21 protein-coding genes and 1 tRNA gene are annotated in these 23,257 nt (G+C 67.0%); 13 read left to right on the top strand and 9 right to left on the bottom strand.

The annotated features are described in order from the left end of the window. Positions 1-91: 91 nt before the first annotated feature. Positions 92-445 carry a DUF6285 domain-containing protein gene (locus ACH0CP_RS02825; protein WP_294442910.1) on the bottom strand — a complete coding sequence of 118 codons (354 nt, stop codon included), beginning with the start codon at positions 443-445 and terminating at the stop codon, positions 92-94. Beyond that, positions 442-1,458: a phosphotransferase family protein gene (locus ACH0CP_RS02820; protein ID WP_294442911.1), complete on the bottom strand. Its 1,017-nt coding sequence runs from the start codon at positions 1,456-1,458 to the stop codon at positions 442-444. Before ACH0CP_RS02820 ends, ACH0CP_RS02825 begins: the two co-directional genes overlap by 4 nt. Before the next feature lie 90 nt (positions 1,459-1,548). Here ACH0CP_RS02820 and ACH0CP_RS02815 point away from each other — a divergent pair, with 90 nt between their 5' ends. From ACH0CP_RS02815 to ACH0CP_RS02800, 4 genes are all read left to right on the top strand, one after another. Then, a complete protein-coding gene (locus ACH0CP_RS02815) occupies positions 1,549-2,916 on the top strand; it encodes an acyl-CoA dehydrogenase family protein (RefSeq protein WP_294442912.1) in 1,368 nt (455 codons plus the stop codon). Between the two features lie 134 nt (positions 2,917-3,050). Continuing rightward, positions 3,051-4,049: a nitronate monooxygenase family protein gene (locus ACH0CP_RS02810; RefSeq protein WP_294442914.1), complete on the top strand. Its 999-nt coding sequence runs from the start codon at positions 3,051-3,053 to the stop codon at positions 4,047-4,049. Positions 4,050-4,153: 104 nt separating this feature from the next. Then, entirely contained in the window at positions 4,154-6,265 is a 2,112-nt protein-coding gene (locus ACH0CP_RS02805; RefSeq protein ID WP_294442915.1) for a histidine kinase dimerization/phosphoacceptor domain -containing protein, read from the top strand. A 68-nt stretch (positions 6,266-6,333) separates the two neighbouring features. Next, on the top strand, positions 6,334-6,789 hold the full coding sequence (locus tag ACH0CP_RS02800; RefSeq protein ID WP_294442917.1) for a DUF983 domain-containing protein: 456 nt from the start codon (positions 6,334-6,336) through the stop codon (positions 6,787-6,789). A gap of 7 nt (positions 6,790-6,796) precedes the next feature. Here ACH0CP_RS02800 and ACH0CP_RS02795 read toward each other — a convergent pair whose 3' ends face one another. From ACH0CP_RS02795 to dksA, 4 genes are all read right to left on the bottom strand, one after another. Continuing rightward, positions 6,797-7,309 (bottom strand): biliverdin-producing heme oxygenase, encoded by a 513-nt coding sequence (locus tag ACH0CP_RS02795; RefSeq protein WP_294442918.1) that lies wholly within the window; start codon positions 7,307-7,309, stop codon positions 6,797-6,799. A gap of 47 nt (positions 7,310-7,356) precedes the next feature. Then, positions 7,357-7,442: transfer RNA gene (locus tag ACH0CP_RS02790), tRNA-Leu, on the bottom strand. A gap of 67 nt (positions 7,443-7,509) precedes the next feature. Next, positions 7,510-7,875, bottom strand: coding sequence for a PilZ domain-containing protein (locus ACH0CP_RS02785; RefSeq protein WP_294442919.1), 366 nt, complete (start codon positions 7,873-7,875; stop codon positions 7,510-7,512). A gap of 72 nt (positions 7,876-7,947) precedes the next feature. Next, positions 7,948-8,412 (bottom strand): RNA polymerase-binding protein DksA, encoded by a 465-nt coding sequence (gene dksA / locus ACH0CP_RS02780; RefSeq protein WP_294442920.1) that lies wholly within the window; start codon positions 8,410-8,412, stop codon positions 7,948-7,950. Between the two features lie 365 nt (positions 8,413-8,777). On the opposite strand from dksA, the gene ACH0CP_RS02775 reads away from it, so the two are divergent. After that, positions 8,778-9,590 carry a hypothetical protein gene (locus tag ACH0CP_RS02775; RefSeq protein WP_294442921.1) on the top strand — a complete coding sequence of 271 codons (813 nt, stop codon included), beginning with the start codon at positions 8,778-8,780 and terminating at the stop codon, positions 9,588-9,590. Positions 9,591-9,664: 74 nt separating this feature from the next. Here ACH0CP_RS02775 and ACH0CP_RS02770 read toward each other — a convergent pair whose 3' ends face one another. Then, positions 9,665-10,174, bottom strand: a complete 510-nt coding sequence (locus ACH0CP_RS02770; RefSeq protein ID WP_294442922.1) for a host attachment family protein — start codon at positions 10,172-10,174, stop codon at positions 9,665-9,667. 93 nt (positions 10,175-10,267) lie between these two features. Here ACH0CP_RS02770 and serS point away from each other — a divergent pair, with 93 nt between their 5' ends. Genes serS through tyrS form a run of 3 tightly spaced genes read left to right on the top strand, consistent with a single transcriptional unit; the run spans position 10,268 to position 13,919 of the window. After that, positions 10,268-11,557 carry a serine--tRNA ligase gene (gene serS, locus ACH0CP_RS02765; protein WP_294442923.1) on the top strand — a complete coding sequence of 430 codons (1,290 nt, stop codon included), beginning with the start codon at positions 10,268-10,270 and terminating at the stop codon, positions 11,555-11,557. A gap of 10 nt (positions 11,558-11,567) precedes the next feature. After that, positions 11,568-12,635 carry a M23 family metallopeptidase gene (locus ACH0CP_RS02760; protein ID WP_294442924.1) on the top strand — a complete coding sequence of 356 codons (1,068 nt, stop codon included), beginning with the start codon at positions 11,568-11,570 and terminating at the stop codon, positions 12,633-12,635. A gap of 57 nt (positions 12,636-12,692) precedes the next feature. Further along, positions 12,693-13,919 carry a tyrosine--tRNA ligase gene (tyrS, locus tag ACH0CP_RS02755; RefSeq protein ID WP_294442925.1) on the top strand — a complete coding sequence of 409 codons (1,227 nt, stop codon included), beginning with the start codon at positions 12,693-12,695 and terminating at the stop codon, positions 13,917-13,919. A gap of 20 nt (positions 13,920-13,939) precedes the next feature. On the opposite strand, the gene ACH0CP_RS02750 is transcribed toward tyrS, so the two are convergent. Further along, positions 13,940-14,815: an MBL fold metallo-hydrolase gene (locus ACH0CP_RS02750; protein ID WP_046411776.1), complete on the bottom strand. Its 876-nt coding sequence runs from the start codon at positions 14,813-14,815 to the stop codon at positions 13,940-13,942. A 69-nt stretch (positions 14,816-14,884) separates the two neighbouring features. On the opposite strand from ACH0CP_RS02750, the gene ACH0CP_RS02745 reads away from it, so the two are divergent. The 3 genes from ACH0CP_RS02745 to ACH0CP_RS02735 are packed head-to-tail and all read left to right on the top strand — an operon-like array spanning position 14,885 to position 16,507. After that, positions 14,885-15,205, top strand: coding sequence for a helix-turn-helix transcriptional regulator (locus tag ACH0CP_RS02745; RefSeq protein ID WP_186314011.1), 321 nt, complete (start codon positions 14,885-14,887; stop codon positions 15,203-15,205). Further along, on the top strand, positions 15,202-15,720 hold the full coding sequence (locus ACH0CP_RS02740) for a rhodanese-like domain-containing protein (protein WP_046410754.1): 519 nt from the start codon (positions 15,202-15,204) through the stop codon (positions 15,718-15,720). The genes ACH0CP_RS02745 and ACH0CP_RS02740 overlap by 4 nt, the downstream gene beginning before the upstream one ends. A gap of 7 nt (positions 15,721-15,727) precedes the next feature. Further along, positions 15,728-16,507, top strand: coding sequence for a sulfite exporter TauE/SafE family protein (locus tag ACH0CP_RS02735; protein WP_294442927.1), 780 nt, complete (start codon positions 15,728-15,730; stop codon positions 16,505-16,507). A gap of 46 nt (positions 16,508-16,553) precedes the next feature. Here the strand turns inward: ACH0CP_RS02735 and recG are convergent, their stop codons facing one another. After that, positions 16,554-18,608 (bottom strand): ATP-dependent DNA helicase RecG, encoded by a 2,055-nt coding sequence (recG, locus tag ACH0CP_RS02730; protein WP_294442928.1) that lies wholly within the window; start codon positions 18,606-18,608, stop codon positions 16,554-16,556. A 114-nt stretch (positions 18,609-18,722) separates the two neighbouring features. On the opposite strand from recG, the gene ACH0CP_RS02725 reads away from it, so the two are divergent. Both ACH0CP_RS02725 and mfd read left to right on the top strand, forming a co-directional pair. Continuing rightward, a complete protein-coding gene (locus ACH0CP_RS02725) occupies positions 18,723-19,007 on the top strand; it encodes a succinate dehydrogenase assembly factor 2 (RefSeq protein WP_046411778.1) in 285 nt (94 codons plus the stop codon). Between the two features lie 43 nt (positions 19,008-19,050). Next, a complete protein-coding gene (gene mfd, locus ACH0CP_RS02720) occupies positions 19,051-22,506 on the top strand; it encodes a transcription-repair coupling factor (protein WP_406875369.1) in 3,456 nt (1,151 codons plus the stop codon). Positions 22,507-23,257: the final 751 nt, after the last annotated feature.

Below are 23,257 nucleotides of genomic sequence, written 5' to 3'. Positions count from 1 at the left end.
TCGACACCCGTGCCAAGCGGCGACGGGCCGAACGACACGCCCGTCGACAAGCTCAGGGCGAACGGAGATGATCCGGATGGCCTATAGAGCTTCAGACGGGCGCGCCAAGCGTATGGGCATATTTCGGCTGGTCGATCGCGATCGTGTCCAGCGCCGTTGCCTTCAGGTGCGCGACCAGCGCGGGATCGTCCGGGGCGATCGCCCCGCTGCGGATCGCGGCGACCAGCGCCGCGTCCAACTCGTCACGCGTGCCGTCACGGTGCAGCAGCGCACGCATCCGCTCCACCGCACGCGCATCCGCGGCGGGGCTCAGCGCCATGTCACGCGCGGCGATCTCCAGCGCGTTGCGCGCCACGCGCAGGCCAAAGACGCTGGCGCTGCCATCGACCGGCAGCCATTGCGCGACGCCCGCCACCAGTTCCTGCGCCGTCGGATGCGTGATCATGCCGCGTTCCTTTCGATGATCGCCACGATGTCAGCCTCCGTCTCCGACAAACGGCGGCCGATCACGCCGCGCTCCGGCCCGGCGCTCGGGTCGGAGGCGAAGCTCGCGTACATGCCCATCGTCATGACGCCCCACTTGAGACTGCCGAGCATCGACCAGAAATCGACTCGCGCCGCGCTGATCGGCTCGCCGCCCGCTTCGGCATAGCCATCGAGCAGGTCCTGCACGTCGCCGAAGCCACCGACATAGCGATCCGGCCGGCCGAACTTCCAGCTGTTGGTGCACAGCCAGCCTAAGTCCTCCGCCGGGTCGCCGACATGCACCAATTCCCAGTCCAGCACCGCGACCAGCCCCTCGTTCGGATCGACCATGATGTTGCCGTTGCGGAAATCCCCGTGGACGAAGCGGGACGTCACCTTCTCCTTCGGCAGCCTTTTCTCGAGCCACCGGAACGCCGCCTCGATCGTGGGCCGCACCGCGCCGGTCGCCCGCCACATCGCCTCGTAATTGGCGAGCGTCGTCTCGGCGTCAGTCTGGTCCAGTCCATCGAGCGGCTCGACCGAATGGATCCGCGCCAGCGCCGCACCGCATTGCCGCGCGAGCTTGCCGCGTGCCGGCTCGAACGCGGGATCGCTGGTGATCTTCTTGCCCAGCGTCTCGCCGGCGACACGGTGCATGACATAGGCCTCGTCCAGCCCGTCCGCCTCCTCGTCGCAGACATAGGTCACGATTGGCGCCGGCACGCCGGCCTCAACCGCCAGCGCGATAGCCTCAGCCTCCCGCCGCAGCGGCGGCTTCGAGACGGCGGAGTTCATCACCATCCGCGTGCGTCGCCGCAGGATCAGCGGCGTCTTCGCATCCCCCGCCCCCACCGCATCGAACGCCCAGGTTTCCATGCTGGCGCCGCCCGTCAGGCGTACCAGATTCTCAACCCGCTCCGCCCCCGGGGCCATGCGCGGTGCAAGCGCGGACAATCGCCGCGCCAACTCGTCTTTCGAAAGCCTCTCCGCCATCGCCCCTCGGCTTGTTTGATTTAGGGGCTGTAAATCCTGCCTGAGCGCGCTACGCAAGTTAAAAGGATCGACTTAATTCGGGAGAGGGCCATGGATTTCGGTTTGCCGCAGGATCTGCTCGACTATCTGAAGGAGCTGGACGCCTTCATCGAAGCGGAGATCAAGCCGCTCGAGGAAGCCGACGATAACGTCCGCTTTTTTGACCACCGTCGCGAATATGCCCGCACCGATTTCGAGAACGACGGCCTGCCGCGCCATGAGTGGGAAGAGCTGATGCGGGAGGCGAAGCGCCGCGCCGACAAGGCGGGGCATCTGCGCTTCGCCATGGATCCCAAGTTCGGCGGCAAGGGCGGGTCGAACCTGTGGATGTGCGTGATCCGCGAGTATCTCGCCGCCAAGGGCCTCGGCCTCCACAACGATCTGCAGACCGAGCATTCGATCGTCGCCAACAATCCCTTCGCCAAGATGTTCGACGATTTCGGCACCGAGGAGCAGAAGGAAGAGTTCATCACCGGCACGCTGAACGGCACCCGCCGGGTGACCTTCGGCCTGACCGAGCCGTATCACGGCTCCGACGCGACCCATATGGAAACGCGCGCGGTGCCGGAATCTCGCAATGGCGTTCCCGGCTATGTCATCAACGGCGAAAAGATGTGGACGACGGGCATGCACGTAGCGACGCATTGCGCGCTGTTCGCCCGCACCAGCGGCGAGGATGGCGCGGCGAAGGGCATCACCTGCTTCCTGGTGCCGACCGACGATGAGGGCGTGAAGGTCGAGGAATATCTCTGGACCTTCAACATGCCGACCGATCACCCGCGCGTCAGCTTCAAGGACGTGTGGGTGCCGGAAACGACGATCTTCGGCGATCCGGAGAACGGCCTTCCCGTCGCTCAGGCCTTCGTGCACGAAAACCGTATCCGCCAGGCGGCGTCATCGCTGGGTGCCGCGACCTACTGCATCGAGGAATCGATCCGCTACGCGCGCCAGCGCAAGCCCTTCGGCGAGGATCTTGCCCGCAACCAGGCGATCCAGTTCCCGCTCGTGGAGCTCGCCACCCAGGCCGAGATGCTTCGCCTGCTGATCCGCAAGACCGCCTGGGAAATGGACCAGATGCCGCACCACGAGGTGGAGAAGCGCCTCTCCGACAAGGTGTCGATGTGCAATTACTGGGGCAATCGGCTCTGCTGCGAGGCGGCGGACCGCGCGATGCAGGTGCATGGCGGCATCGGCTATTCGCGGCACAAGGCGTTCGAGCACATCTATCGCCATCACCGTCGCTATCGCATCACCGAAGGCGCGGAGGAGATCCAGATGCGCAAGGTCGCAGCCTTCCTGTTCGGCTACCTCGGCCCGCGCCGACAGGAGTTCAAGGAACTCGACTGGAGCGACGTCGACTATCGCAACAGCCAGATCCGCCCGCGTTCGGGGAAGCAGGCGCTCGGCAGCGTCTTCTGATCGTCAGGCTAGCCGGCCGTCGCCCCGGCGGGGAGCCGGGCGGGCGGCCGGCGGCAAGGCTTGCGACGCCATTCAGATCAGCATAACATCTGTTACGTTACCCCGCCGACTGCGGCGGCCCAGGGGAGAGGCAAATGCTCAAGACACGGTTCACCGAAACGTTCGGGATCGATTATCCGATTGCACAAGGCGGCATGCAGTGGGTCGGCAAGGCGCAGCTCGTCGCCGCCGTCGCCAATGCCGGCGCGCTCGGCTTCATCACCGCTTTGACTCAGCCGTCGCCGGAGGAACTGGCGAAGGAAATCCAGCGCACCAAGGATCTCACCGACAAGCCGTTCGGCGTGAACCTCACCGTCTTCCCGACGATCAACGCCCCCGATTACAACGCTTATGCGCAGGTGATCATCGATTCGGGCATCAAGATCGTCGAGACCGCCGGCACCCCAGCGGTCGCCGAGCAGTGGGAGATGTTCAAGGCCGCCGGGGTCAAGATCATCCACAAATGCACCAGCGTCCGCCACGCGCTCTCCGCTGAGCGCAAGGGCGTCGATGCCATTTCGATCGACGGCTTCGAATGCGCCGGTCACCCGGGTGAGGACGACATCCCCGGCCTCATCCTGATCCCGGCCGCCGCCAACAAGGTGAAGATCCCGATGCTCGCCTCGGGCGGCTTTGGTGATGGCCGCGGCCTCGTCGCCGCGCTCGCGCTCGGTGCGGACGGCATCAACATGGGCACGCGCTTCTGCGTCACGCAGGAGGCGCAGATCGCCGACAGCTTCAAGCAGAAGATGATCGAGAACGACGAGCGCGCGACCAACCTCATCTTCCGCACGATGCACAACACCGCGCGCGTGATGAAGAACGCCGTGTCCGACGAGGTGGTGAAGATCGAGCGCGCCGGCGGCGCCCAGTTCAGCGACATCCAGCACCTCGTCGCCGGCAAGCGCGGCCAGGATGCAATGCAGGCCGGCGATACCGATGGCGGCATCTGGTCGGCCGGCATGGTGCAGGGCCTGATCGAGGACGTGCCCACCGTGAAGGAGCTGGTCGACCGCATCGTCGCCCAGGCGGAAGACATCATCGAGAACCGCTTGCAGTCGATGGTCAGCCGCTACGCCGCAGCGGCGGAGTAAGCCGCTTTATTAACATAGATCAGTTGCACCGCTCGCGTGCGTGCGCCATGCCTCTTTGATCCGCGTTGAGAAAGAGGGTCATGGCGGCGCATAGCGAGCGGGCCATGCCCGACCTGACGGATTGCGATCGGGAACCAATCCATATCCCCGGGGCGATTCAGCCCCACGGTTTGCTGCTGATCGCGGCGCCAGACACGTACCGCGTCGTCGCGGGTGCCGGCGATCTTGAAGGCACCTTTGGCTATTCCTGGCGCGGCGCCAAACTCGATACCCTGCTTTCCCAGGACGTCGCGGCGCGGCTCGGCACGATCGCGCCCGGCTCGGGCGGCACGATCCGCGCCGCCGGTGTTCGGCTGCGCGATCGCAACTATGACGTGGCGATCCATCGCGGCAGTGATCGGCTGATCGTCGAGCTCGAGCCGGCCGCTGCCGAACCGATGCTCGCGGGTGACATGCTCGCCTGGATGGACTCGATCGCCGCCAGCTTCGAACGCGCGCCCACGCTGCAGGCGCTGTGCGCTCGCGCCGCCAGCGCCTTTCGCGCGCTCACCGGCTTTGATCGCGTGATGGTCTATCGTTTCCTCGACGATGATGCCGGCCGCGTCGTCGGCGAGGACCGCGATCCGGCCCTCAGCAGCTTCATGCATCACCATTTCCCGGCCGGCGACATCCCGCGCCAGGCCCGCGCGCTCTATGTGCGCAACCGCGCCCGCGTCATCCCGGACGTGGATTATGTCCCGGCCCCGCTCCGCCCCGCCCCTTTCGCGGATGTCGATCTCAGCGACGTGGCGCTGCGCAGCGTCTCGCCGATCCACGTCCAGTATCTCAAGAACATGGGCGTCGGCGCCTCCGCCTCCATCTCGATCGTCAAGGATGGCGTGCTGTGGGGCCTCATCGCCTGCCATCACCGCACGCCGATCGCCATGCCGCTCGACGTGCGGCTTGCCGGCGTGGCGCTTGCCGGCGGCCTCGCGCGCCAGATCCGCGCCAAGGAAGAGGCGGAAAGCTACCGCGAGCGGCTCGCCCTGCGGGCCGCCGAGGACTCGCTCGTACCGTCGCTTCGGCCGCCGCTCACCAGCGCCGTCGCTGCCCGCGCCGACGACCTGCGCCGCATGTTCGATGCCGATGGCGTGGCGGTGCTCCATCCCGGGGGGATCGACTGCTACGGCCGCTGTCCCGACTCAGATCATATCCGCGCGATCGGGGACTGGCTGCGCGAGCGCAACTCGACCGAGGCGTTCGCGACGCATCATCTCTCCAGCGTGCTGCCCGCCGCGGAGGGCTTTGCCGATCGCGCCAGCGGCATTCTCACCCTGCCCGTGCCCGAGGAGCAGGCGACGCTCGTCTGGTTCCGCGTCGAACAGATCGAGGAAGTCGAATGGGCCGGCAACCCGCACAAGGGCACCGGCATCGGCGAGGGTGAGATGCTCACCCCGCGCACCTCGTTCCAGTCGTGGAGCGAGACGGTGCGTGGCCGCTCGCGCCGCTGGACGCTCGAACAGGTCGAAGCCTCGCATCGCCTGCGCCGTGTGCTGCGCGAGGCAGGCGACGCGCGTGAGCGCCAGCGCCTCTATCACGAGCTCGAACGCGCCTCGGCCGAAAAGGACGTGCTGCTCGGCCAGAAGGACGTGCTGATGAAGGAGGTGGACCATCGCGTCCAGAACAGCCTCCAACTCGTCGCTGCCTTCCTGTCGCTTCAGGCGCGTGACGCTGGCCCCGGCCCGGTCGCGGATCAGCTGATCGAGGCACGTTCGCGGCTTTCCGCTGTCGCCCTCGTCCACCGCCGCCTGTACCGCGACGATCAGATTGAGACGATCGACCTCGCGCGCTACCTCGAGGAGCTGATCGGCGACATCAAGAACTCGCTCGGCCAGAACTGGGCATCGCAGATGACGGTCGATCTCATGCCGATGCTGATCCCCACCGATCGCGCCGTCAGCATCGGGCTGATCGCGGCTGAACTCGTCATCAACGCCACCAAATATGCCTATCCCGGCGGCTCGGGCCCGATCGACATCGCGCTGGAGCAGCACCGCAATCGCCTGCGCCTGATCGTCGCCGATCAGGGGCAGGGCCTGTCCGGCGATCGCCGCGGCTTCGGCAGCCGGATGATGGATGCGATGATGGCGCGGCTCGATGGCGAGCTGGAACAGGTCGATAACCATCCGGGTCTGCGCACGATCGTGACGGCGCTGATCGAGGACAAGACGCGTTAGGTGGCGGCGATGGAAATAGGACAATTTGTCTCATCGCGGTCGCCCGCGCGGCTCCCTACCTCCCGCGCATGACAGATGAACATGTATCCGCGCGCGCGCCGCTGAGCGGTGAAGCCAAGTTCCGCTGGATCATGAAGTGCGGCTGGAAGGGCCTTTGTCCTCGCTGCGGCCAGGGAAAGATGTTCCGCTCCTGGTTGAAGCTTGCCGATCGCTGCGACAATTGCGGGCTCGACTATCGCTTCGCTGCACCGGACGACGGCCCCGCCTTCTTCTCGCTGTGCATCATCGCCCTGCCGCTCACCGCCTTCGTGGTCTGGCTGCAGGTCGCGTTTGATCCCCCCGCCTGGGTCCACCTCCTCACATCGGTTCCGGTCATGGTGATCGGCACGCTGCTGCCGCTCCAGCCGATCAAGGGCTGGCTGGTCGCCTCGCAATTCGTCAACCGCGCGCAGGAAGCGGGAACCGGCGCCTTATGGTCGAAGCTGCACGGAACGGACGACAAGACCAACGATTTCGATCAGTGACGGCCGCTCACGCAGCCCGCGCGGCAGCGGCATAAAGATCGAACGTCTCGAGCGCACCGGCGACCAGCTCCTCGGCCCAATGCTCGTCCTTCCCCTCTCCAGCCGCGTCGATCGCGGAGCGGATGTCGCGCCATTCGCCCGGCGCGTGAGTCGCGGCCAGATAAGCGGTCGGCAGCCCGCCGCCCACCTGCTTGGCCAGCATCCCGAAGCCCAAACGCGATCCTTCCACCACATAGAGCGCGCCCCAAGCGCGCGGATCGTCATTCGCCGCGCGCGGTGTGGCCACCACTGGCCCCTCATGGCCCAATTGGACGAGATCCTCGGCCAGTAACGGCAAGCGCGGGCGAAGATCCGGCCAGACTGCCGCGGCTCTCGCCTCCGCAATCGGCAGCGCCTTGGCATGCGCCGCCAGGAAGCGCGTATAAGCCTCCCGGTCGAGCAGATCGAACCCGCCAAAGGCAGCGTCGACCGCCTCGTGGGCGGCAGCGGTTCGCGATCGGAGAAGGGAAATCGATGACATCGCCGCACGCGATGCCCGATCCGGCGGCCGCGGTCGAGGGACCAGCGTGGTACGGGCGGTCGGACTCGAACCGACATGTTGTCACCAACGGCGGATTTTGAGTCCGCTGCGTCTACCATTCCGCCACGCCCGCGTGTCCGGGCGGCGGCTTTGGCATGATTGGGGCGGGCCCGTCTAGCCCGGCGTTGATGGCGCGTCGTTTAGCCGGGGAAGCGGAGCGGCTTGGGCGAGTCGTCGCTCTTGGCTGTGCCCACCGGCTTGCGCGCACGTTGCGGATCGATCTGCCGGTCGAACGCGATCCCGGCGCGTCCCTCGGTCTGCCATGCGACCCGGCCCTTGATCTTGCCGACGCCGCGAAGATCGATCTCCACCGCACTGTCGGGTGATACCGGCTCGGGCAATTCGGCCATCAGCCCGCCAGCGGAAAGGTTGCGGACGCGGACTGGCATCGCCTCGGCCATGCCTTCCACCTTCAGGCTCGCGAGCAGGAACAGGCTGTCACGGCCACGCGCCCCGCCGTCGGCAGGCGCTGCCTCGAGGAAGACGTTTTCGCGGGCAGGATCCATGGCTTCTGGATACGACCGTATTTCTTGACGAATTACGAAGACGCGTCCGCAATGGCGCCACCTGCGCGCGCTTTATTCCTCGCGCGACACCTTTTCCTGCCGCTCGTGCCGCTCCTGCGCCTCGACCGTCATGGTGGCGATCGGCCGCGCTTCCAGCCGACCCAGGCTGATCGGCTCGCCGGTCACTTCGCAATAGCCATATTCGCCGTCATCGATCCGCCGCAGCGCGGCCTCGATCTTGCCGATCAGCTTGCGCTGGCGATCACGGGTGCGAAGTTCGATCGACCAGTCGGTTTCACTTGAAGCGCGATCGTTGAGATCGGGCTCGCGGATCGAATCGATCTGCAATTGGGAAAGGGTGCCCTGCGCCTCGCGCAGGATCGCTTCCTTCCATGCCAGCAGCTTGTTCCGGAAATACGCCTGCTGGCGTGGGTTCATGAAGGGCTCGTCAGCATGTGGCCGGTAACCATCGTCGCCGTCATTGGCCGCGAAGCCGGATACCTCAGTCTGATCCACGCGATTGTACGCCGTCGCCATCGACCTGTCTCCCCGCCGGCGTCACAGCGTTTCTCAAAGCACCACTGAGCGCCCCAGGCGCGCCCTATAGTCGCGCCTTAACTAACGGACAAGCGCTCCTGCACTCGACTCACCAATAAGTGTGAGCATTCCATCCACGAGAACGGGGGGAATTCATGTTCGCAGCCGCGGCAAGTTCCGTCCCCTACTGGCACGTTAACCATGATTTTGTCAGCAAACCTGCGGGAAATACGATCTTGAGACGGTGAATCGCACCGAATCACGTTGCGCTTAATGCTTTGTTTCGCACTTTACGGTGATAGCAGCCCCTCGTCGTCGCGAGGGGCAATGCGGCGGTAACGTCGTTCTTGATTGAAAGAGACATCATGTCGGTGCGGATGGCTTTGGCGAAACTCTGCGCGTGCACGGTCGGTGGCGCGATCGTCGGTGGGGGCGCTGTGCACGTGGCGGAAACGCAGAAGGCGCGCACGTCCTTCACCAAGAAGTCGACGCCCGTGAAGCGGGTGGCGAAGCGCCCGCCGCCGCCGCGCACCAGGGTCCGCACGATCGTGAAGAACACCACCACCACCTGCGCGCCCGCGGTGGTGACGGTCGCCAGTCAGGCTGCCCCCATTCCCGTGCCGCTGCCCGCAGCAGCGCCGGTCGTCTCGGGCGGCGGCGCGCCGGTGGCAGCGCCGATCATCGGTGGCGGCGGCTTTGGCGGCGGCGGCTTCTTCGCTGGCGGCTTCTTCGGTGGCTCGGGCGGGAGTGGCGGCTCGGGCGGGATCGTGGTCTCCTCGACGTCCAGCTCCAGCGGCGGCTCGACCTCGACGTCGACCGGCGGCTCGTCCACCTCGACCGGTGGTTCGTCCACCTCCACCTCGACGGGCGGTTCGTCGACATCCACGTCGACCGGCGGCTCGTCGACCTCCACGTCCAGCTCGACCAGCGGCTCGACCTCAACCTCCACCTCTTCCTCGACGTCCAGTTCGTCCTACGGCTCGTCGTCGAAGGGCTGGGGTTCCAGCCACGGCTGGGGCTCGAACCATGGCTGGTCGTCGAACGGCGGGCACAGCAGCAACAGCAGCGGCAATCCCTCGCCGGTGCCGGCCCCGCCGATGGTGCTGCTGTTCGGCGCCGCCGCAGCCGCGCTCATTGCGCGCCGCCGCCTCGCCAAGAAGGCACCAGTCGCGGCCTGATCTTACCATCGCGCCACCAGAAAGGGCCCGCGCGACACCATCGCGCGGGCCCTTTTTAATGCGACTCGGCCGGCTCAGGCGTTCAGCAGCGCCTGCTCGATGTCCGAAATGGGGTGGCCGGTCAGGTCCTTGGAAAGCTCGCCCGCAAGCCGATCGCTCACTTCCTTGTGGTAATGCTTGCGCAATTCGCCCAGCGTCTTGGGCGGCGCGACCACGATCAGCTTCTCATATTCGTTCGACAAGGCGCGCTTCTTCAGCAGTTCCGCCGCGTCGGCCGCAAAGCGATCCTCTTCCAGCTGATGGAAATCCGCCTCGCCCAGCGTGCCGCGTGCCGGGGCGAACTGCGCGCCGCCGCCGCGGGCGTGCATCGATCCGTTCTGCGCCACCGCCGGCGCCCCCGGGCCACTCTGCGTCGAGGAAGCCGCGCCTGCCGCATCCGTCTTCTGGTCGCGGTCCGCGGGGTTGCTCTGCTCCTCCGCATATTCCACCGTCAGGTTCGGATATTCGCCGTCACCTTCATTACGCAGGAACAGCAGCTTGCGGCCGTCCGCCACCAGAACGACGGCGTTGTGCGGAACTTGCATGTTGATACCTCCTTGCATGCCGTATTTGCCGACCAACGCGCCGTCACCCACCCGGGTTGCCTCGCTGGTCGCTGCCCGGCATAGCGCCGCGCCATGCTCGACATTCGCCTGATCCGTGACGATCCCGCCGCCTTCGACGCCGCCATGGCGCGCCGTGGCAAGCCGGCGGACGCCGCCACCATCCTCGATCTCGATCGCCGCCGCCGTGAGGTGGTGACGGAGCTTCAGGTCGGCCAGGCGCGCCGCAACGAGGCGTCGAAGGCCATCGGCGCCGCCAAGGCCAAGAAGGACGAGGAAACCGCCGCCGCGCTGATGGCGGAAGTCGCCACGCTGAAGCAGCGGCTGCCCGAGCTTGAGGCGGAGGAAGCACGGCTCGGCGGCGAACTCGACAGCCTCCTCGCCGGCCTGCCCAATCTCCCGCTCGCCGACGTGCCCGACGGCGCGGACGAGAACGACAATCAGCTCGTCCACGAACGGGGCCAGCGCCCGACGTTCGATTTCGCGATCAGCGAGCATGATGCGATCGGCCCTGCGCTCGGTCTCGACTTCGAAACCGGCGCACTGCTGTCCGGCGCGCGCTTCACGCTGGTGCGCGGCCATGTCGCGAAGCTCGCCCGCGCGCTTGGCCAATATGGGCTCGACGTGCTGACGCGCGACTATGGCTATGAGGAAGTGATCCCGCCGCTCCTCGTACGTGACGAGGCGATGTTCGGCACAGGCCAGTTGCCCAAGTTCGCCGAGGATCTGTTCCGCACCACGGACGGTCGCTGGCTGATCCCGACGAGTGAGGTCAGCCTCACCAACATCGTGCGCGAGAAGATCCTGTCGGCGACCGATCTGCCGCTGCGCTTCACCGCCCTCACCCCCTGCTTCCGCTCCGAAGCGGGCGCCGCGGGGCGCGATACGCGCGGCTTCATACGCCAGCATCAATTCGACAAGGCCGAGATGGTCTCGATCGTCGAGCCCGATCAGTCGGAGGCGGAGCATGAGCGGATGACCGCCGCGGCGGAGGACGTGCTGACCCGGCTGGAGCTGCCGTTCCGCCGCATGAAGCTGTGCACTGGCGACATGGGCTTCTCCGCCGCCCGCACCTATGACATCGAAGTGTGGCTGCCGGGGCAGGATCGCTATCGCGAGATCTCGTCCTGCTCCACCTGCACCGATTTCCAGGCGCGCCGCATGAACGCCCGCTTCCGCCCGGAAGGCGAAAAGGCGACCCGCTTCGTCCACACGCTCAACGGCTCCGGCCTGGTGATCGGCCGGACGATCGTGGCGATCCTGGAGAATTACCAGCAGGCCGACGGCTCGGTCGCGGTGCCCTCGGTGCTGCAGCCGTATCTCGGGGGCCTGAACCGACTGGAGCCGCGGCCCGTCCAGGGTTAATGCAGCGGTAATGACGAACCGTATCCCGCTTGCGCTGCCGCTCGCGATCGCGTTGGCGGGATGCATTCCCTCGGTCGACCGCCCGGCGCGGCCCACTCCGCCGCGTCCCGATACGGGCGGCAGTTATCCGCCGCCCCGTCCCGGGCCGCGGCCGCAGGAGCAGGTGGATCAGCTTCCCGCCCCGCCGCCCGCGTGGGAGCAGCGCGGAGTGGCGGACGATGCGCGCCAGGTTCCGGATCAAACCTATGTCGTGCGTTCCGGCGACTCGCTGCGCGCCATCGCGGAGCGGACCGGCGCCGGCTCCGAAGCGATAGCGCGCGCCAACGGCCTGTCCGCCCCGTTCGTCATCTACGCCGGCCAGCGGCTGCGCATCCCCGGCGGCCGCTATCACCTCGTGCGTTCCGGTCAGACCGGCATCGCGATCGCCCGCGCCTATGGCGTCGAATGGTCGCACATCGTCGCCGCGAACAACCTCAGCGAGCCTTACATCCTGCGCACCGGGCAGCGGATCCTGATCCCGGGTGACACGCGCCCGCGCAGCGCTGCTGAGCGCGCCGCCGCCTTCCGCCTCGACATCGATGATATCATCACCGGCGGCGAGCCCGCCATCGCGGAAAACCAGGCACCGGCGAAACCGGTCGCGACGCCGCGCCGCGTCCTTCCCGCCACTGCGGCGGTGGCGCCGCCCACCAGCAGCCCGGGCCGCTTCATGTGGCCGGTCGACGGCCGCATCGTCGGCCGCTTCGGCGCCGGCGCCAGTGGTCAGCGCAACAACGGCATCAAGATCGCGGTGCCGACCGAAACGCCGGTCCGCGCCGCCGCCGACGGCACCGTGGCCTATGTCGGTGACGGCATCGCTGCGCTCGGCGGCCTCATCATCGTCCGCCACGGCGAGAACTGGACCAGCGTGTACGGTCACGCCTCCAAGCTGCTCGTCCAGCGCGGCCAGGCGGTGAAGAAGGGCCAGACGATCGCACTGTCCGGTGACACCGGCTTTGCCGATCAGCCCGAACTGCACTTCGAATTGCGCAAGGGCCGCAACCCGGTCGACCCGACGACTCAACTGCCCAAGCGTTAACCGGGACGCCCGGCCCGCTTGCGGGCGCCGCCTGGTGAGGGCATGTGCCGCTCCACTATGACCGAAGCAAAGTCCGATCTGCTCCGCGTCCTCACGGACCGCGGCTACATCCACCAGATGACCGATGCGGCGGCGCTCGATGCGCTCGCCGCTCGCCAAGTGGTGCCGGGCTATATCGGCTTCGATCCGACCGCGCCGTCGCTCCACGTCGGCAGCCTTGTCCAGATCATGCTGCTGCGCCGCCTGCAGCAGACCGGGCACAAGCCGATCGTCCTGATGGGCGGCGGCACCGGCAAGATCGGCGATCCGTCGTTCAAGGAAGAATCGCGTCAGCTGCTGACCGAGGATCGCATCGGCGCCAACGTCGCCTCGATCCGCCGCATCTTCGAACGCTTCCTCACGTTCGGCGACGGCCCGACAGACGCGGTGATGGTCGACAATGCCGACTGGCTCGACAAGCTCGAATACATACCCTTCCTGCGCGAGGTCGGGCAGCATTTCTCGGTCAACCGGATGCTGTCGTTCGATTCGGTGAAGCTCAGGCTCGACCGCGAGCAGTCGCTCAGCTTCCTCGAATTCAACTACATGATCCTGCAGGCCTATGACTTCCGCGAGCTGTCGCTGCGCCATGGCGTGCGGCTGCAGATGGGCGGTAGCGATCAATGGGGCAATATCGTCAACGGCATCGAACTCGCCCGCCGCATGGACGGGACCGAGGTGTTCGGCGTCACCACCCCGCTGCTGACCACCGCCGACGGGCAGAAGATGGGCAAGACCGTCTCCGGCGCCGTCTGGCTGCATGAGGATCAGCTGCCGCACTTCGATTACTGGCAGTTCTGGCGCAACACCGATGACCGCGACGTCGGCCGCTTCCTGCGCCTGTTCACCGACCTGCCGGAGGACGAGATCGCCCGCCTCGAAAAGCTCGAGGGCGCGGAGATCAACGAGGCGAAGAAGATCCTCGCCAATGAAGCCACCGCGATGTGCCGCGGCCGCGAGGCAGCGGAGCAGGCGGCGGAGACCGCCCGCAAGACCTTCGAGGAAGGCGCCAGCGGCGACGCGCTCCCCACCTTCGCCGCGGACGGCGAGGTGGCGTTGGTCGACGTGCTCGTTGGCCTCGGCTTCTGCGCCTCCAAGGGCGAGGCCCGCCGTCTGATCAAGCAGGGCGGCGCGCGCGTCGCCGGCGAGAAGGTCTCGGACGAAGCCGCCATTGTGGCCGCAGGCGGCGAGCCGGTCCGCATCTCCGCCGGCAAGAAGCACCACGGCCTGCTCGTCGCCGGCTGACCATCGGCGCCCTTCCCTCCTTACTCTGCGCGTTCCCGGGGCTTCACGGGAATGCGCAAATAGGTGACGCCATTGTCCGCCGCCTCGTGGAAGCGGCCGGCGCGGATGTTGACCTGGATCGACGGCAACAACAGCCGCGGCACGGCGAGGCCGGCGTCGCGCTGCTCGCGCATGGCGACGAACGCGTCCTCGCTGACCGCGTCATGAACATGCACGCTCGATCGACGCTGCTCGTCCACGGTCGTTTCCCAGCGATATTCGTCGCGACCGGGCGCCTTATAGTCATGGCACAGGAACAGGCGCGTCTCGCCAGGCAGCGACAGCAGCCGGCGGATCGAGCGATATAAAGTGCGGGCGTCGCCACCCGGGAAGTCGGCACGCGCGGTGCCATAATCGGGCATGAACAGGGTATCGCCGACGAACGCGGCATCACCGATCAGATAGGCGACATCGGCTGGCGTATGGCCGGGCACGTGCAGCACCTCGACGGCAAGGTCGCCGATCTGGAACCGCTCGCCGTCGTCGAACAGCCGGTCGAAGTCCGATCCGTCGATTTTCAGGTCCGTCATCGCGAATACCGGCCGAAAGATGCGCTGCACGTCGCGGATGTGCGCGCCGATGCCGATCCATGCGCCCGTATGCGCCTTGATGAAGGGCGCCGCCGACAGGTGATCGGCATGCGCATGGGTCTCGAGCACGATCGCGATCTGCCATCCGTCCTCATCGGCAAAGGCGAGGATCCGCTCTGCGGACCGGCTATCCACCTCGCCGCTCGCCAGGTCGAAATCGAGCACCGGGTCGATCACCGCCGCGATGCGGGTGGCAGGGTGGCCGACGAGATAGCTGATCGTGTTGGTCGGCTCATCGAAGAAGGCCTTGATGAAAGGCTGGGTCATATTCGGCTCCATCATGCCTTGCACATGTATTAGAGATTGCTAAATTAGCAATATCTAATGGAGAAGCAGATGCTGAAGCCGCCGATGGATCTGGCGACGTTCGAGGAAAAGGCCGGCCACGTTGCCGACACGCTCAAGGCAATCGGCAATCCCCGGCGGCTGATGCTGCTGTGCAAGCTGGTCGAGCATGGCGAGGTGACGGTCACCACCCTCGCCCGCGATGTCGGCCTGTCGCAGTCCGCCTGTTCGCAGCATCTCGCGAAGATGCGGGACGAAGGCCTCGTCGCCTTCCGGCGCGAGAGCCAGACGCTCTGGTACGCGATCGCGGATCCCCGCGTCGAAACGCTTCTCGCCACCCTCTACCAACTTTACTGCAAGGACGTTGATTGATGCTTCCCACCCTGTCCCCGCGCGACGCGCGCGTCGCCCTCGATGGCGGCGCGCGGCTGGTCGACATCCGCGGCGCTGACGAATTCGCGCGCGAGCGCATTCCCGGTGCGGTCAATCTGCCGCTCGACCGCGTTGCCACCCTGCGGCGCGAAGAGCGCCCGGTGATCTTCCACTGCAAGTCGGGGATGCGCACGGCTGCCAACGCCAGCGCGCTCGCCGCCGCTGCCGCAGGCGCCCCGGCCTATATCCTGGATGGCGGCGTGGATGCCTGGCGCTCGGCCGGGCAACCGACGGTGGTCGATCGCGCCCAGCCACTTGAGGTCATGCGGCAGGTGCAGATCACGGCAGGCATGCTGGTGCTTGCGGGCGTGCTGCTGGGCCTGTTCGTCACTCCCGCCTTCTTCGGCCTGTCCGCCTTCGTTGGTGCCGGCCTGATGCTCGCCGGGGCGACCGGCTGGTGTGGGATGGCGAACCTGCTGCGCATGATGCCGTGGAACCGGCGCGCCGCGAGCTGAGCCGCTCATGACCGCCGCCGCCATCCTCGCCACGCTCGCGTCCGGCGCGGCGATCGGCCTGATCCTGGCGCTGGTCGGCGGCGGCGGGTCGATCCTCGCCGTGCCGTTGCTCGTCTATGTCGTCGGGACCGGGTCTGCGCATCTCGCGATCGGGACGGCCGCCGTTGCAGTCGCCGCCAGCGCGCTGGCCAGCCTTGCCGGCCACGCCCAGGCGGGCACGGTAAAATGGCCTTGCGCCACCGTGTTCGCGGCGGTGGGCGTCGCCGGGGCGAGCATCGGTGCGGAACTCGGCAAGGCAATGGATGGCGCGCGGCTATTGGCATTGTTCGGCCTGCTGATGGTCGGCGTCGGCCTCTCGATGCTCCGCCCCCGCAAGTCTGCGCCAGCGCCGGACGTTCGCCTGTCGCGAGAGTCCGCCGCGACGCTGCTGCCGAGGCTGATCCCGATTGGCCTTGGCGTCGGCCTTGCAGCCGGCTTCTTCGGTATCGGCGGGGGTTTCCTCATCGTCCCGGGCCTGATGCTGGCCACTGCCATGCCGATCGCCAACGCGGTGGGAACCTCGCTCGTGGTGGTGAGCGCACTGGGGCTGACCACCGCAGCGTCCTACGCCACCTCGGGCATGGTCGACTGGCCGATCACCGCGCTGATGATCGCGGGCGGCGCGATCGGCACCGTAGCCGGGATGGCCGCCGCTCGGGCCCTCGCCACGCGCAAGGGCCTGCTCGAACGCGGCTTTGCCGTGATGGTCATCGCTGCCGGTCTATTCGTCGCGCTGACCTCATTCTGACGGCGCCGCTTGCCCGCGCATCCGGGACGCGGCGCGAAATCGTTGATCAGCCCGATCGCAGCAGGGCGACGCCGGCGTCGCGCTCGAACAGATACAGCGCCACCCGCGCCGCCTGCCCGCGCGCGCCGGAAAGCCCGCCGTCGCGATCGATCAGCAGCCGTGCGTCATCGTAAGCGATCGGCAGCAGCTCATTGAGCAGCTCCGGCGTCGCCAGCCGGAACGCCGCCTCGCCCGATTGCCGCGTGCCGAGCAATTCGCCGCCGCCGCGCAGCCGCAGATCCTCCTCGGCGATCATGAAGCCGTCGTTCGTCTCGCGCATCAGCGCCAGCCGCGCGCGCGACGTTTCGCTCAGCGCATTGCCGCGCAGCAGCAGACAGCGCGATTGCCCGCCGCCGCGCCCCACCCGCCCACGCAGCTGATGCAGCTGCGCCAGTCCGAAGCGGTCGGCATGCTCGATCACGATCAGCGTCGCATTGGGCACGTTCACGCCCACCTCGATCACCGTCGTCGCCACCAGCACGCCAAGCTCGCCGCCGGCGAAGCGCGCCATCACCGCGTCCTTCTCCGCCGGCCGCATCTTGCCATGCACCAGCCCGACGCGATCCCCGAAGCGCCCCGCCAGCGCCGCCGCCCGCGCCTCGGCGGCGGCAAGGTCGCTCTTCTCGCTCTCCTCCACCAGCGGGCAGACCCAATAGGCCTGCTTGCCCTCTGCCAGATGCCGGCCGAGCGCGTTGACCACCTCGTCCAGCCGCTCCTCGCTGATGACGCGCGTCTCCACCGGCTCGCGCCCCGGCGGCATTTCGTCGAGCCGGCTCTGGTCCATCTCGCCATGTTGCGCGAGGACGAGCGTGCGCGGGATCGGAGTCGCGGTCATCGCCAGCAGGTGCGGCGTCGTCTTGCCCTTGGCCGACAGCGCCAGCCGCTCCGCCACGCCGAAGCGATGCTGTTCGTCCACCACAACAAGGCCAAGGTCGCGGTAAGTCACCGCATCCTGGAAGATCGCGTGCGTGCCGATCAATATGTCGATCGACCCATCCGCCAGCCCCATCAGCACGCCCTCGCGCGCCCGACCCTTGTCGCGCCCGGTCAGCACCGCGATGTTCACCGGCAAGCCGGCCAGCGTCTCGCGCAGCGTGTCATAATGCTGCCGCGCCAGGATCTCGGTCGGCGCCAGCAGCGCGCCTTGCGCCCCCGCCTCCACCGCGATCATCAGCGCGAGCGCCGCGACCAGCGTCTTGCCCGACCCTACATCGCCCTGCAGCAGTCGCAGCATCGGCGCGTCCTGCGCCAGATCGCCCTCAATCTCGCGCGCCGTCCGCGCCTGTGCGCCGGTCAACGCATAGGGCAGCCGAAGCATGTCGCGCAGCCGACCGTCGCCCTTCAGCGCGCGCCCGCGCCGACGCCGCGTATCCTGCCGCACCAGCGACAGTGCCAGCTGGTTGGCAAAGATCTCGTCATAAGCGATCCGCGCCCGCGCCACCGCATCGGCCGGATCGGCATGGACGCGCGTCAGCGCCTCCTTCCACCCCGGCCAGTCGCGCTGGGCAAGCAAGCCGGGCTCGATCCATTCGCCAAGCTCGGGCGCGCGGGCGATCGCCTGCTCGACCAAGCCACCGACGCGGCGCGACGTAATCCCCTCCGAAAGCGGATAGATCGCCTCGCGCTCGCGAAAGCTGTCCTCCCCATCCACGATCTCCGGGTGGATGATCTGCAATTCCTGGCCGTATGTCTCCAGCTTGCCAGACACGCGCACCGGCTCGCCAACGGTATAGAGCTTGCGCACCAGCCCGCTCGATCGCCCGAAATAGACGAGGCTGACGATGTTGCCGTAGCCGTCGGCGGCCTGCACCCGCGTCGGCCCGCGCGGGCTTGAGGAGACGCGGATGTCGCGCACCGTCAGCGTGATCGCGATCGTGCGCCCCGCATCCTGCGCCATCAGCTCGTCGCGCGGCAGGCGATCGATCCAGCCGCTCGGCAGATGGAACAGCACGTCCACCACCCTCGCAAGGCCAAGCCGATCCAGCGGCTTGGCCAGCCCTGCCCCGACGCCCTTCAGCGCGGTGACTTCGGCGAACAGTGGATTGAGGATATTGGGTCGCATGACTATCTCTTGCGCCACGCCTAGCCGTTCGCATCGATCCTGTCAGGCGAGCGGATGAATTATCGTCGCCGACCGTGCGAAACCACGGCCGGCCAAGTGTCGTTGGAGCCCCTGATGGATCAAGAAACTCGTTTGCGGCGCACCCGCTTCCGCGCCTGGCACCGGGGCACGCGCGAGGCCGATTTCATGATCGGCGGCTTCTTCGATGCGCATCACGCCAGCTGGTCCGAAGAACAGCTGCAATGGTTCGAACGCCTGCTGGAGGAGCAGGACGTGGACATCATGGGCTGGGCGATCGGCTCCATCCCCTGCCCGCCCGAATGGGAAGGCGAGATGATGCAGACGATGCGCCGCGTCGATTTCGCGCTCGCCACCCCGGGCAGCCAGCCCGGCGCCTGACCAAGCCCCTACCTGCCGCCGCCCGATACGAACGGACCCGCCTTTGCCCGATCTGAAGACGATTCTCTCCGCCAAGACGCCGCTCACCCTCTCGGGCGTGCCGACCGGCTTCCTGCCCAGCCTGCTCGCCGATCTCGCCCGCGCGGCGACGACGCGGGCGGTGTTCATCGCGCCGGACGAAGCGGCGATGCGCGCGATCGCCGGCACCGCGCGCTTCTTCGCGCCGGAGATCGAGATCGTCGAATATCCCGCGTGGGACTGCCTTCCCTATGACCGGGCCTCGCCCTCCCTGCGCGTCATGGCGGAGCGGATCGGCGCGCTGCACAAGCTGCAGGCGACCCCCAAGACGCCGCAGCTCGTCCTCACCACCGTCAACGCCGCCACCCAGCGCACGCTCACCCCGTTCCGCATCCGCCAGCTCGTCGCGAACCTGAAGCCGGGTGAGCGAATCGCGCGTGACAAGCTCGCCGCGCTGCTTTCCGCCAACGGCTATGTGCGCACCGATACGGTCCACGACGCCGGCGAATATGCCGTCCGCGGCGGTCTGGTCGATCTGTTCCCCTCGGGTGAAACCCAGGCGCTCCGCCTCGATTTCTTCGGCGACGAGATCGAAAGCGTCCGCACCTTCGACCCCGCCGACCAGCGCACCACCGGCAAGATCCCCGGCTTCACCCTCCTCCCCGCCTCCGAGGCGCTGCTGGACGAGGAAAGCATCAAGCGCTTCCGCAGCCGCTATCGCGAAACCTTTGGCGCCACCGCCACCGGTGACCCGCTCTACCAGGCGGTCAGCGAAGGCCGCCGCCTCGCCGGCATGGAGCATTGGCTCCCGCTGTTCGAGGAGCGTCTCGAGACCCTGTTCGACCATATCGGCGAGGACGCGCTGGTCGTGCGCGACGGCGGCGTGAAGGCCGCGGGCGAGGCGCGGTTCGAGGCGGTCGCCGACTATTACGAGAACCGCAAGCGCGCCGAGGCGGCGCAGCCCGGCAGCTACCGCGCTCTCCCCGCCAAGACGCTCTACATGCCGCCCAAGGAGTGGGAGGAAGCGCTCGCCACCGCGACCGCGCACGTCACCACCCCGTTCCACGAGCCCGAATCCGCCACCGTCGTCGATTTCGGCGTCGACGGCCCGCGCGATTTCGCGCCCGAGCGCGCCGCCAGCACCAACGTCTACGAAGCGGTGGTCGATCACCTCCAGAAGCTGCGCAAGGAGGGGCGCACCCCCGTCCTCGCCAGCTATTCCGCCGGGGCGCGCGATCGCCTCGGCAATCTCCTCAAGGATCACGGCCTCACCGGCGCGAAGCCGGTCGAGACGTGGCAGGACGCGCAGGGCGTCGGCGAGACGCAGGTCGCGCTCATCGTCCTGCCGCTCGATCACGGCTTCACCGCCCCCAAGGTCGCCGTCCTCACTGAACAGGACATGCTGGGCGACCGGCTGATCCGCCGCGCCAAGCGCCGCAAGTCGGCCGACGCCTTCCTGGCCGAGCTCGCCACGCTCTCGCCCGGCGATCTCGTCGTCCACACCGATCACGGCATCGGCCGCTACGTCGGGCTCACCCAGGTGCCCGTCGCCAAGGCGCCGCACGATTGCGTGCAGCTGGAATATGCCGGCGGCGACAAGCTCTACGTGCCGGTCGAGAACCTCGAGGTCCTCTCGCGCTACGGCGCCGGCGAGGAAGGCGCCACGCTGGACCGGCTCGGCGGCGAGGCATGGCAGCGTCGCAAGTCGAAGATGAAGGAGCGCATCCGCGAAATCGCGGGTGATCTCATCGCCACCGCGGCGCTGCGCGCGCTGCGCCACGGCGAGGTCGCGGCGCCCGATGCCAGCGGCTATCCGAGCTTCGTCGATCGCTTCCCCTATCAGGAAACCGACGATCAGGACCGCGCGATCGAGGAAACGCTGGCCGATCTCTCCGCCGGCAAGCCGATGGACCGGCTGATCGTCGGCGACGTCGGCTTCGGCAAGACGGAAGTCGCCCTGCGCGCCGCCTTCGTCGCGGCGATGGCCGGCATGCAGGTCGCGGTCGTCTGCCCGACGACGCTGCTTGCGCGCCAGCACCACCTCAACTTCACCCAGCGCTTCGAAGGCTATCCGATCGAGATCGGCCGCCTCTCCCGCCTCGTCCCGGCGGCGGAGGCGAAGCGCGTCAAGGAAGGCCTCGCCAGCGGCACGATCGACATCGTCGTCGGCACCCACGCGCTCCTCGCCAAGAACGTCGATTTCAAGCGTCTCGGCCTCGTCATCGTCGACGAGGAGCAGCGCTTCGGCGTCACCCACAAGGAACGGCTGAAGGCGCTGAAGGCGGACGTCCACGTCCTCACGCTCACCGCCACGCCCATCCCCCGCACGCTGCAGATGGCGATGAGCGGCCTGCGCGAGCTCTCCGTCATCCAAACGCCGCCGGTCGATCGCCTCGCGGTGCGCACCTATGTCATGCCGTGGGATCCGGTCGTCCTGCGCGAGGCGCTGCTGCGCGAACATTACCGCGGCGGCCAGAGCTTCCTCGTCACCCCGCGCATCGCCGATCTGCCCGACATCGAGGAATTCCTGCGCAAGGAAGTGCCCGAGGTCCGCTACGTCATTGCCCACGGCCAGATGGCGCCGACCGAGGTGGAGGAGCGCATGTCCGCCTTCGTCGAGAAGAAGTTCGAGGTGCTCATCTCCACCTCGATCATCGAAAGCGGCATCGACATCCCGTCCGCCAACACGCTGATCGTCAACCGCGCCGATCGCTTCGGCCTGGCGCAGCTATACCAGCTGCGCGGCCGCGTCGGCCGGTCGAAGACGCGCGCCTACGCCTATATGGTCACGCCCCCCGAACGGCAGATGACGGATGCGGCGGAAAAGCGCCTGAAGGTCCTCTCCGATCTCGACAGCCTCGGCGCCGGCTTCCAGCTCGCCAGCCACGATCTCGACATTCGCGGCGCCGGCAACCTCCTGGGCGACGAACAGTCCGGCCACATCAAGGAAGTCGGCTACGAGCTCTACCAGTCGATGCTGGAGGAAGCGATCATGGACGCGCGCGCCGGCGGCCTCGCCAGCCGCCCGCGCGATTTCTCGCCGCAGATCACCGTCGACGCAGCCATCCTCATCCCGGAGGATTACGTGCCAGATCTCGATCTGCGCATGGGCCTGTACCGCCGCCTCAACGATCTCGATACGAAGCCCGATCTGGATGCCTTCGCCGCCGAGATGATCGACCGCTTCGGCCCGCTGCCGGAAGCGACCGACAATCTCGTCAAGGTGATCGAGATCAAGCTGAACGCCAAGAAGGCCTGCGTCGCGAAGATGGACGTCGGCCCCAAGGGTGCGCTCGTCAGCTTCCACGACGATACGCCGCCCAGCGTCCCCGCCCTCCTCGCCTATGTCGAAAAGCTCGGCCCGATCGCAAAGCTGCGCCCGGACTCAAAGCTCGCGCTGACGCGTAACTGGGCGGACCCGGCCGCCCGGCTGCATGGCGCGCTGCAACTGTCCAAGGGACTGGCGAAGGCGGCGGGGTGAGTTGTCAGGCGTTTAACCTACGCAAGGATAGCGCGATGCATGTAGGCTCCACGACCCAATAGTGGGGCCGAGAGAAATCGGCTTTCAAACCCGCAAGCATTGACAAACAAAGGATGTTTCCTGAGCGTCGGGACAGTTGTGTTAGCGCTTTCTGCTAGCGAGGGCAAAGGGCTGGCTGACGTCCGGTCGCACTGATATCCCGCGTAGATGACGACAAGCGAACGCCTCGGACATACCCTTGTCGCTATCCCCGTGGCGCATATCCTTGGCTCTGCCTTTTTCCTGTGGAGCTACTGCCTAGGATTCGGCGCAAACTTGGTTGTTCATGCCTCAGCCTCCGATCTGTTCTCTGTGTCAGTAAGCGACATGGTTCGGGTGTACGCACTGTCGCTTGTTCTGCCGCTGGCGGTAACTCTGATGCGCGTGACCTCAGCAACACCCTACGCTGTGAATATGGCTAACGCCTTGCCGCAAGAGCAACAGCCCAGCGCCCACTCTCGCAACAAGAAAATGAGGAGTGGGATAAATTGGTTTGCTGCGGCCATATTTGTTATCTGCCTTGTCCGCGCGGCACACGATATATATTCGGGCAATCAGTTCCCATACACGATATTATGGGTAGCGTTGCAATTGCCTGCGACAGTAGCGTGGATGACTTTCAGTGAGCGTCGTAATTATAGCGGCTACACCTTCGAAGCCGGCACCCTAATTGGTGGCTTCATGATATCCCTTTTTTGCATTGGGGCAACTA

This window comes from Sphingomonas sp. 179-I 2A4 NHS (genome assembly GCF_045369135.1).
Classification (GTDB): domain Bacteria; phylum Pseudomonadota; class Alphaproteobacteria; order Sphingomonadales; family Sphingomonadaceae; genus Sphingomonas.
The sequence above is the reverse complement of the archived record's forward strand: the minus strand, read 5'-3'. Positions and strand labels throughout refer to the sequence as shown.

What these genes read in the sequence shown, in the direction of transcription:
- ACH0CP_RS02825 (WP_294442910.1), bottom strand. Translation starts at nt 445, where the DNA reads ATGATCACGCATCCGACGGCGCAGGAACTGGTGGCGGGCGTCGCGCAA.
- ACH0CP_RS02820 (WP_294442911.1), bottom strand. Translation starts at nt 1,458, where the DNA reads ATGGCGGAGAGGCTTTCGAAAGACGAGTTGGCGCGGCGATTGTCCGCG.
- ACH0CP_RS02815 (WP_294442912.1), top strand. Translation starts at nt 1,549, where the DNA reads ATGGATTTCGGTTTGCCGCAGGATCTGCTCGACTATCTGAAGGAGCTG.
- ACH0CP_RS02810 (WP_294442914.1), top strand. Translation starts at nt 3,051, where the DNA reads ATGCTCAAGACACGGTTCACCGAAACGTTCGGGATCGATTATCCGATT.
- ACH0CP_RS02805 (WP_294442915.1), top strand. Translation starts at nt 4,154, where the DNA reads ATGCCCGACCTGACGGATTGCGATCGGGAACCAATCCATATCCCCGGG.
- ACH0CP_RS02800 (WP_294442917.1), top strand. Translation starts at nt 6,334, where the DNA reads ATGACAGATGAACATGTATCCGCGCGCGCGCCGCTGAGCGGTGAAGCC.
- ACH0CP_RS02795 (WP_294442918.1), bottom strand. Translation starts at nt 7,309, where the DNA reads ATGTCATCGATTTCCCTTCTCCGATCGCGAACCGCTGCCGCCCACGAG.
- ACH0CP_RS02785 (WP_294442919.1), bottom strand. Translation starts at nt 7,875, where the DNA reads ATGGATCCTGCCCGCGAAAACGTCTTCCTCGAGGCAGCGCCTGCCGAC.
- dksA (WP_294442920.1), bottom strand. Translation starts at nt 8,412, where the DNA reads ATGGCGACGGCGTACAATCGCGTGGATCAGACTGAGGTATCCGGCTTC.
- ACH0CP_RS02775 (WP_294442921.1), top strand. Translation starts at nt 8,778, where the DNA reads ATGTCGGTGCGGATGGCTTTGGCGAAACTCTGCGCGTGCACGGTCGGT.
- ACH0CP_RS02770 (WP_294442922.1), bottom strand. Translation starts at nt 10,174, where the DNA reads ATGCAAGTTCCGCACAACGCCGTCGTTCTGGTGGCGGACGGCCGCAAG.
- serS (WP_294442923.1), top strand. Translation starts at nt 10,268, where the DNA reads ATGCTCGACATTCGCCTGATCCGTGACGATCCCGCCGCCTTCGACGCC.
- ACH0CP_RS02760 (WP_294442924.1), top strand. Translation starts at nt 11,568, where the DNA reads ATGACGAACCGTATCCCGCTTGCGCTGCCGCTCGCGATCGCGTTGGCG.
- tyrS (WP_294442925.1), top strand. Translation starts at nt 12,693, where the DNA reads ATGACCGAAGCAAAGTCCGATCTGCTCCGCGTCCTCACGGACCGCGGC.
- ACH0CP_RS02750 (WP_046411776.1), bottom strand. Translation starts at nt 14,815, where the DNA reads ATGACCCAGCCTTTCATCAAGGCCTTCTTCGATGAGCCGACCAACACG.
- ACH0CP_RS02745 (WP_186314011.1), top strand. Translation starts at nt 14,885, where the DNA reads ATGCTGAAGCCGCCGATGGATCTGGCGACGTTCGAGGAAAAGGCCGGC.
- ACH0CP_RS02735 (WP_294442927.1), top strand. Translation starts at nt 15,728, where the DNA reads ATGACCGCCGCCGCCATCCTCGCCACGCTCGCGTCCGGCGCGGCGATC.
- recG (WP_294442928.1), bottom strand. Translation starts at nt 18,608, where the DNA reads ATGCGACCCAATATCCTCAATCCACTGTTCGCCGAAGTCACCGCGCTG.
- ACH0CP_RS02725 (WP_046411778.1), top strand. Translation starts at nt 18,723, where the DNA reads ATGGATCAAGAAACTCGTTTGCGGCGCACCCGCTTCCGCGCCTGGCAC.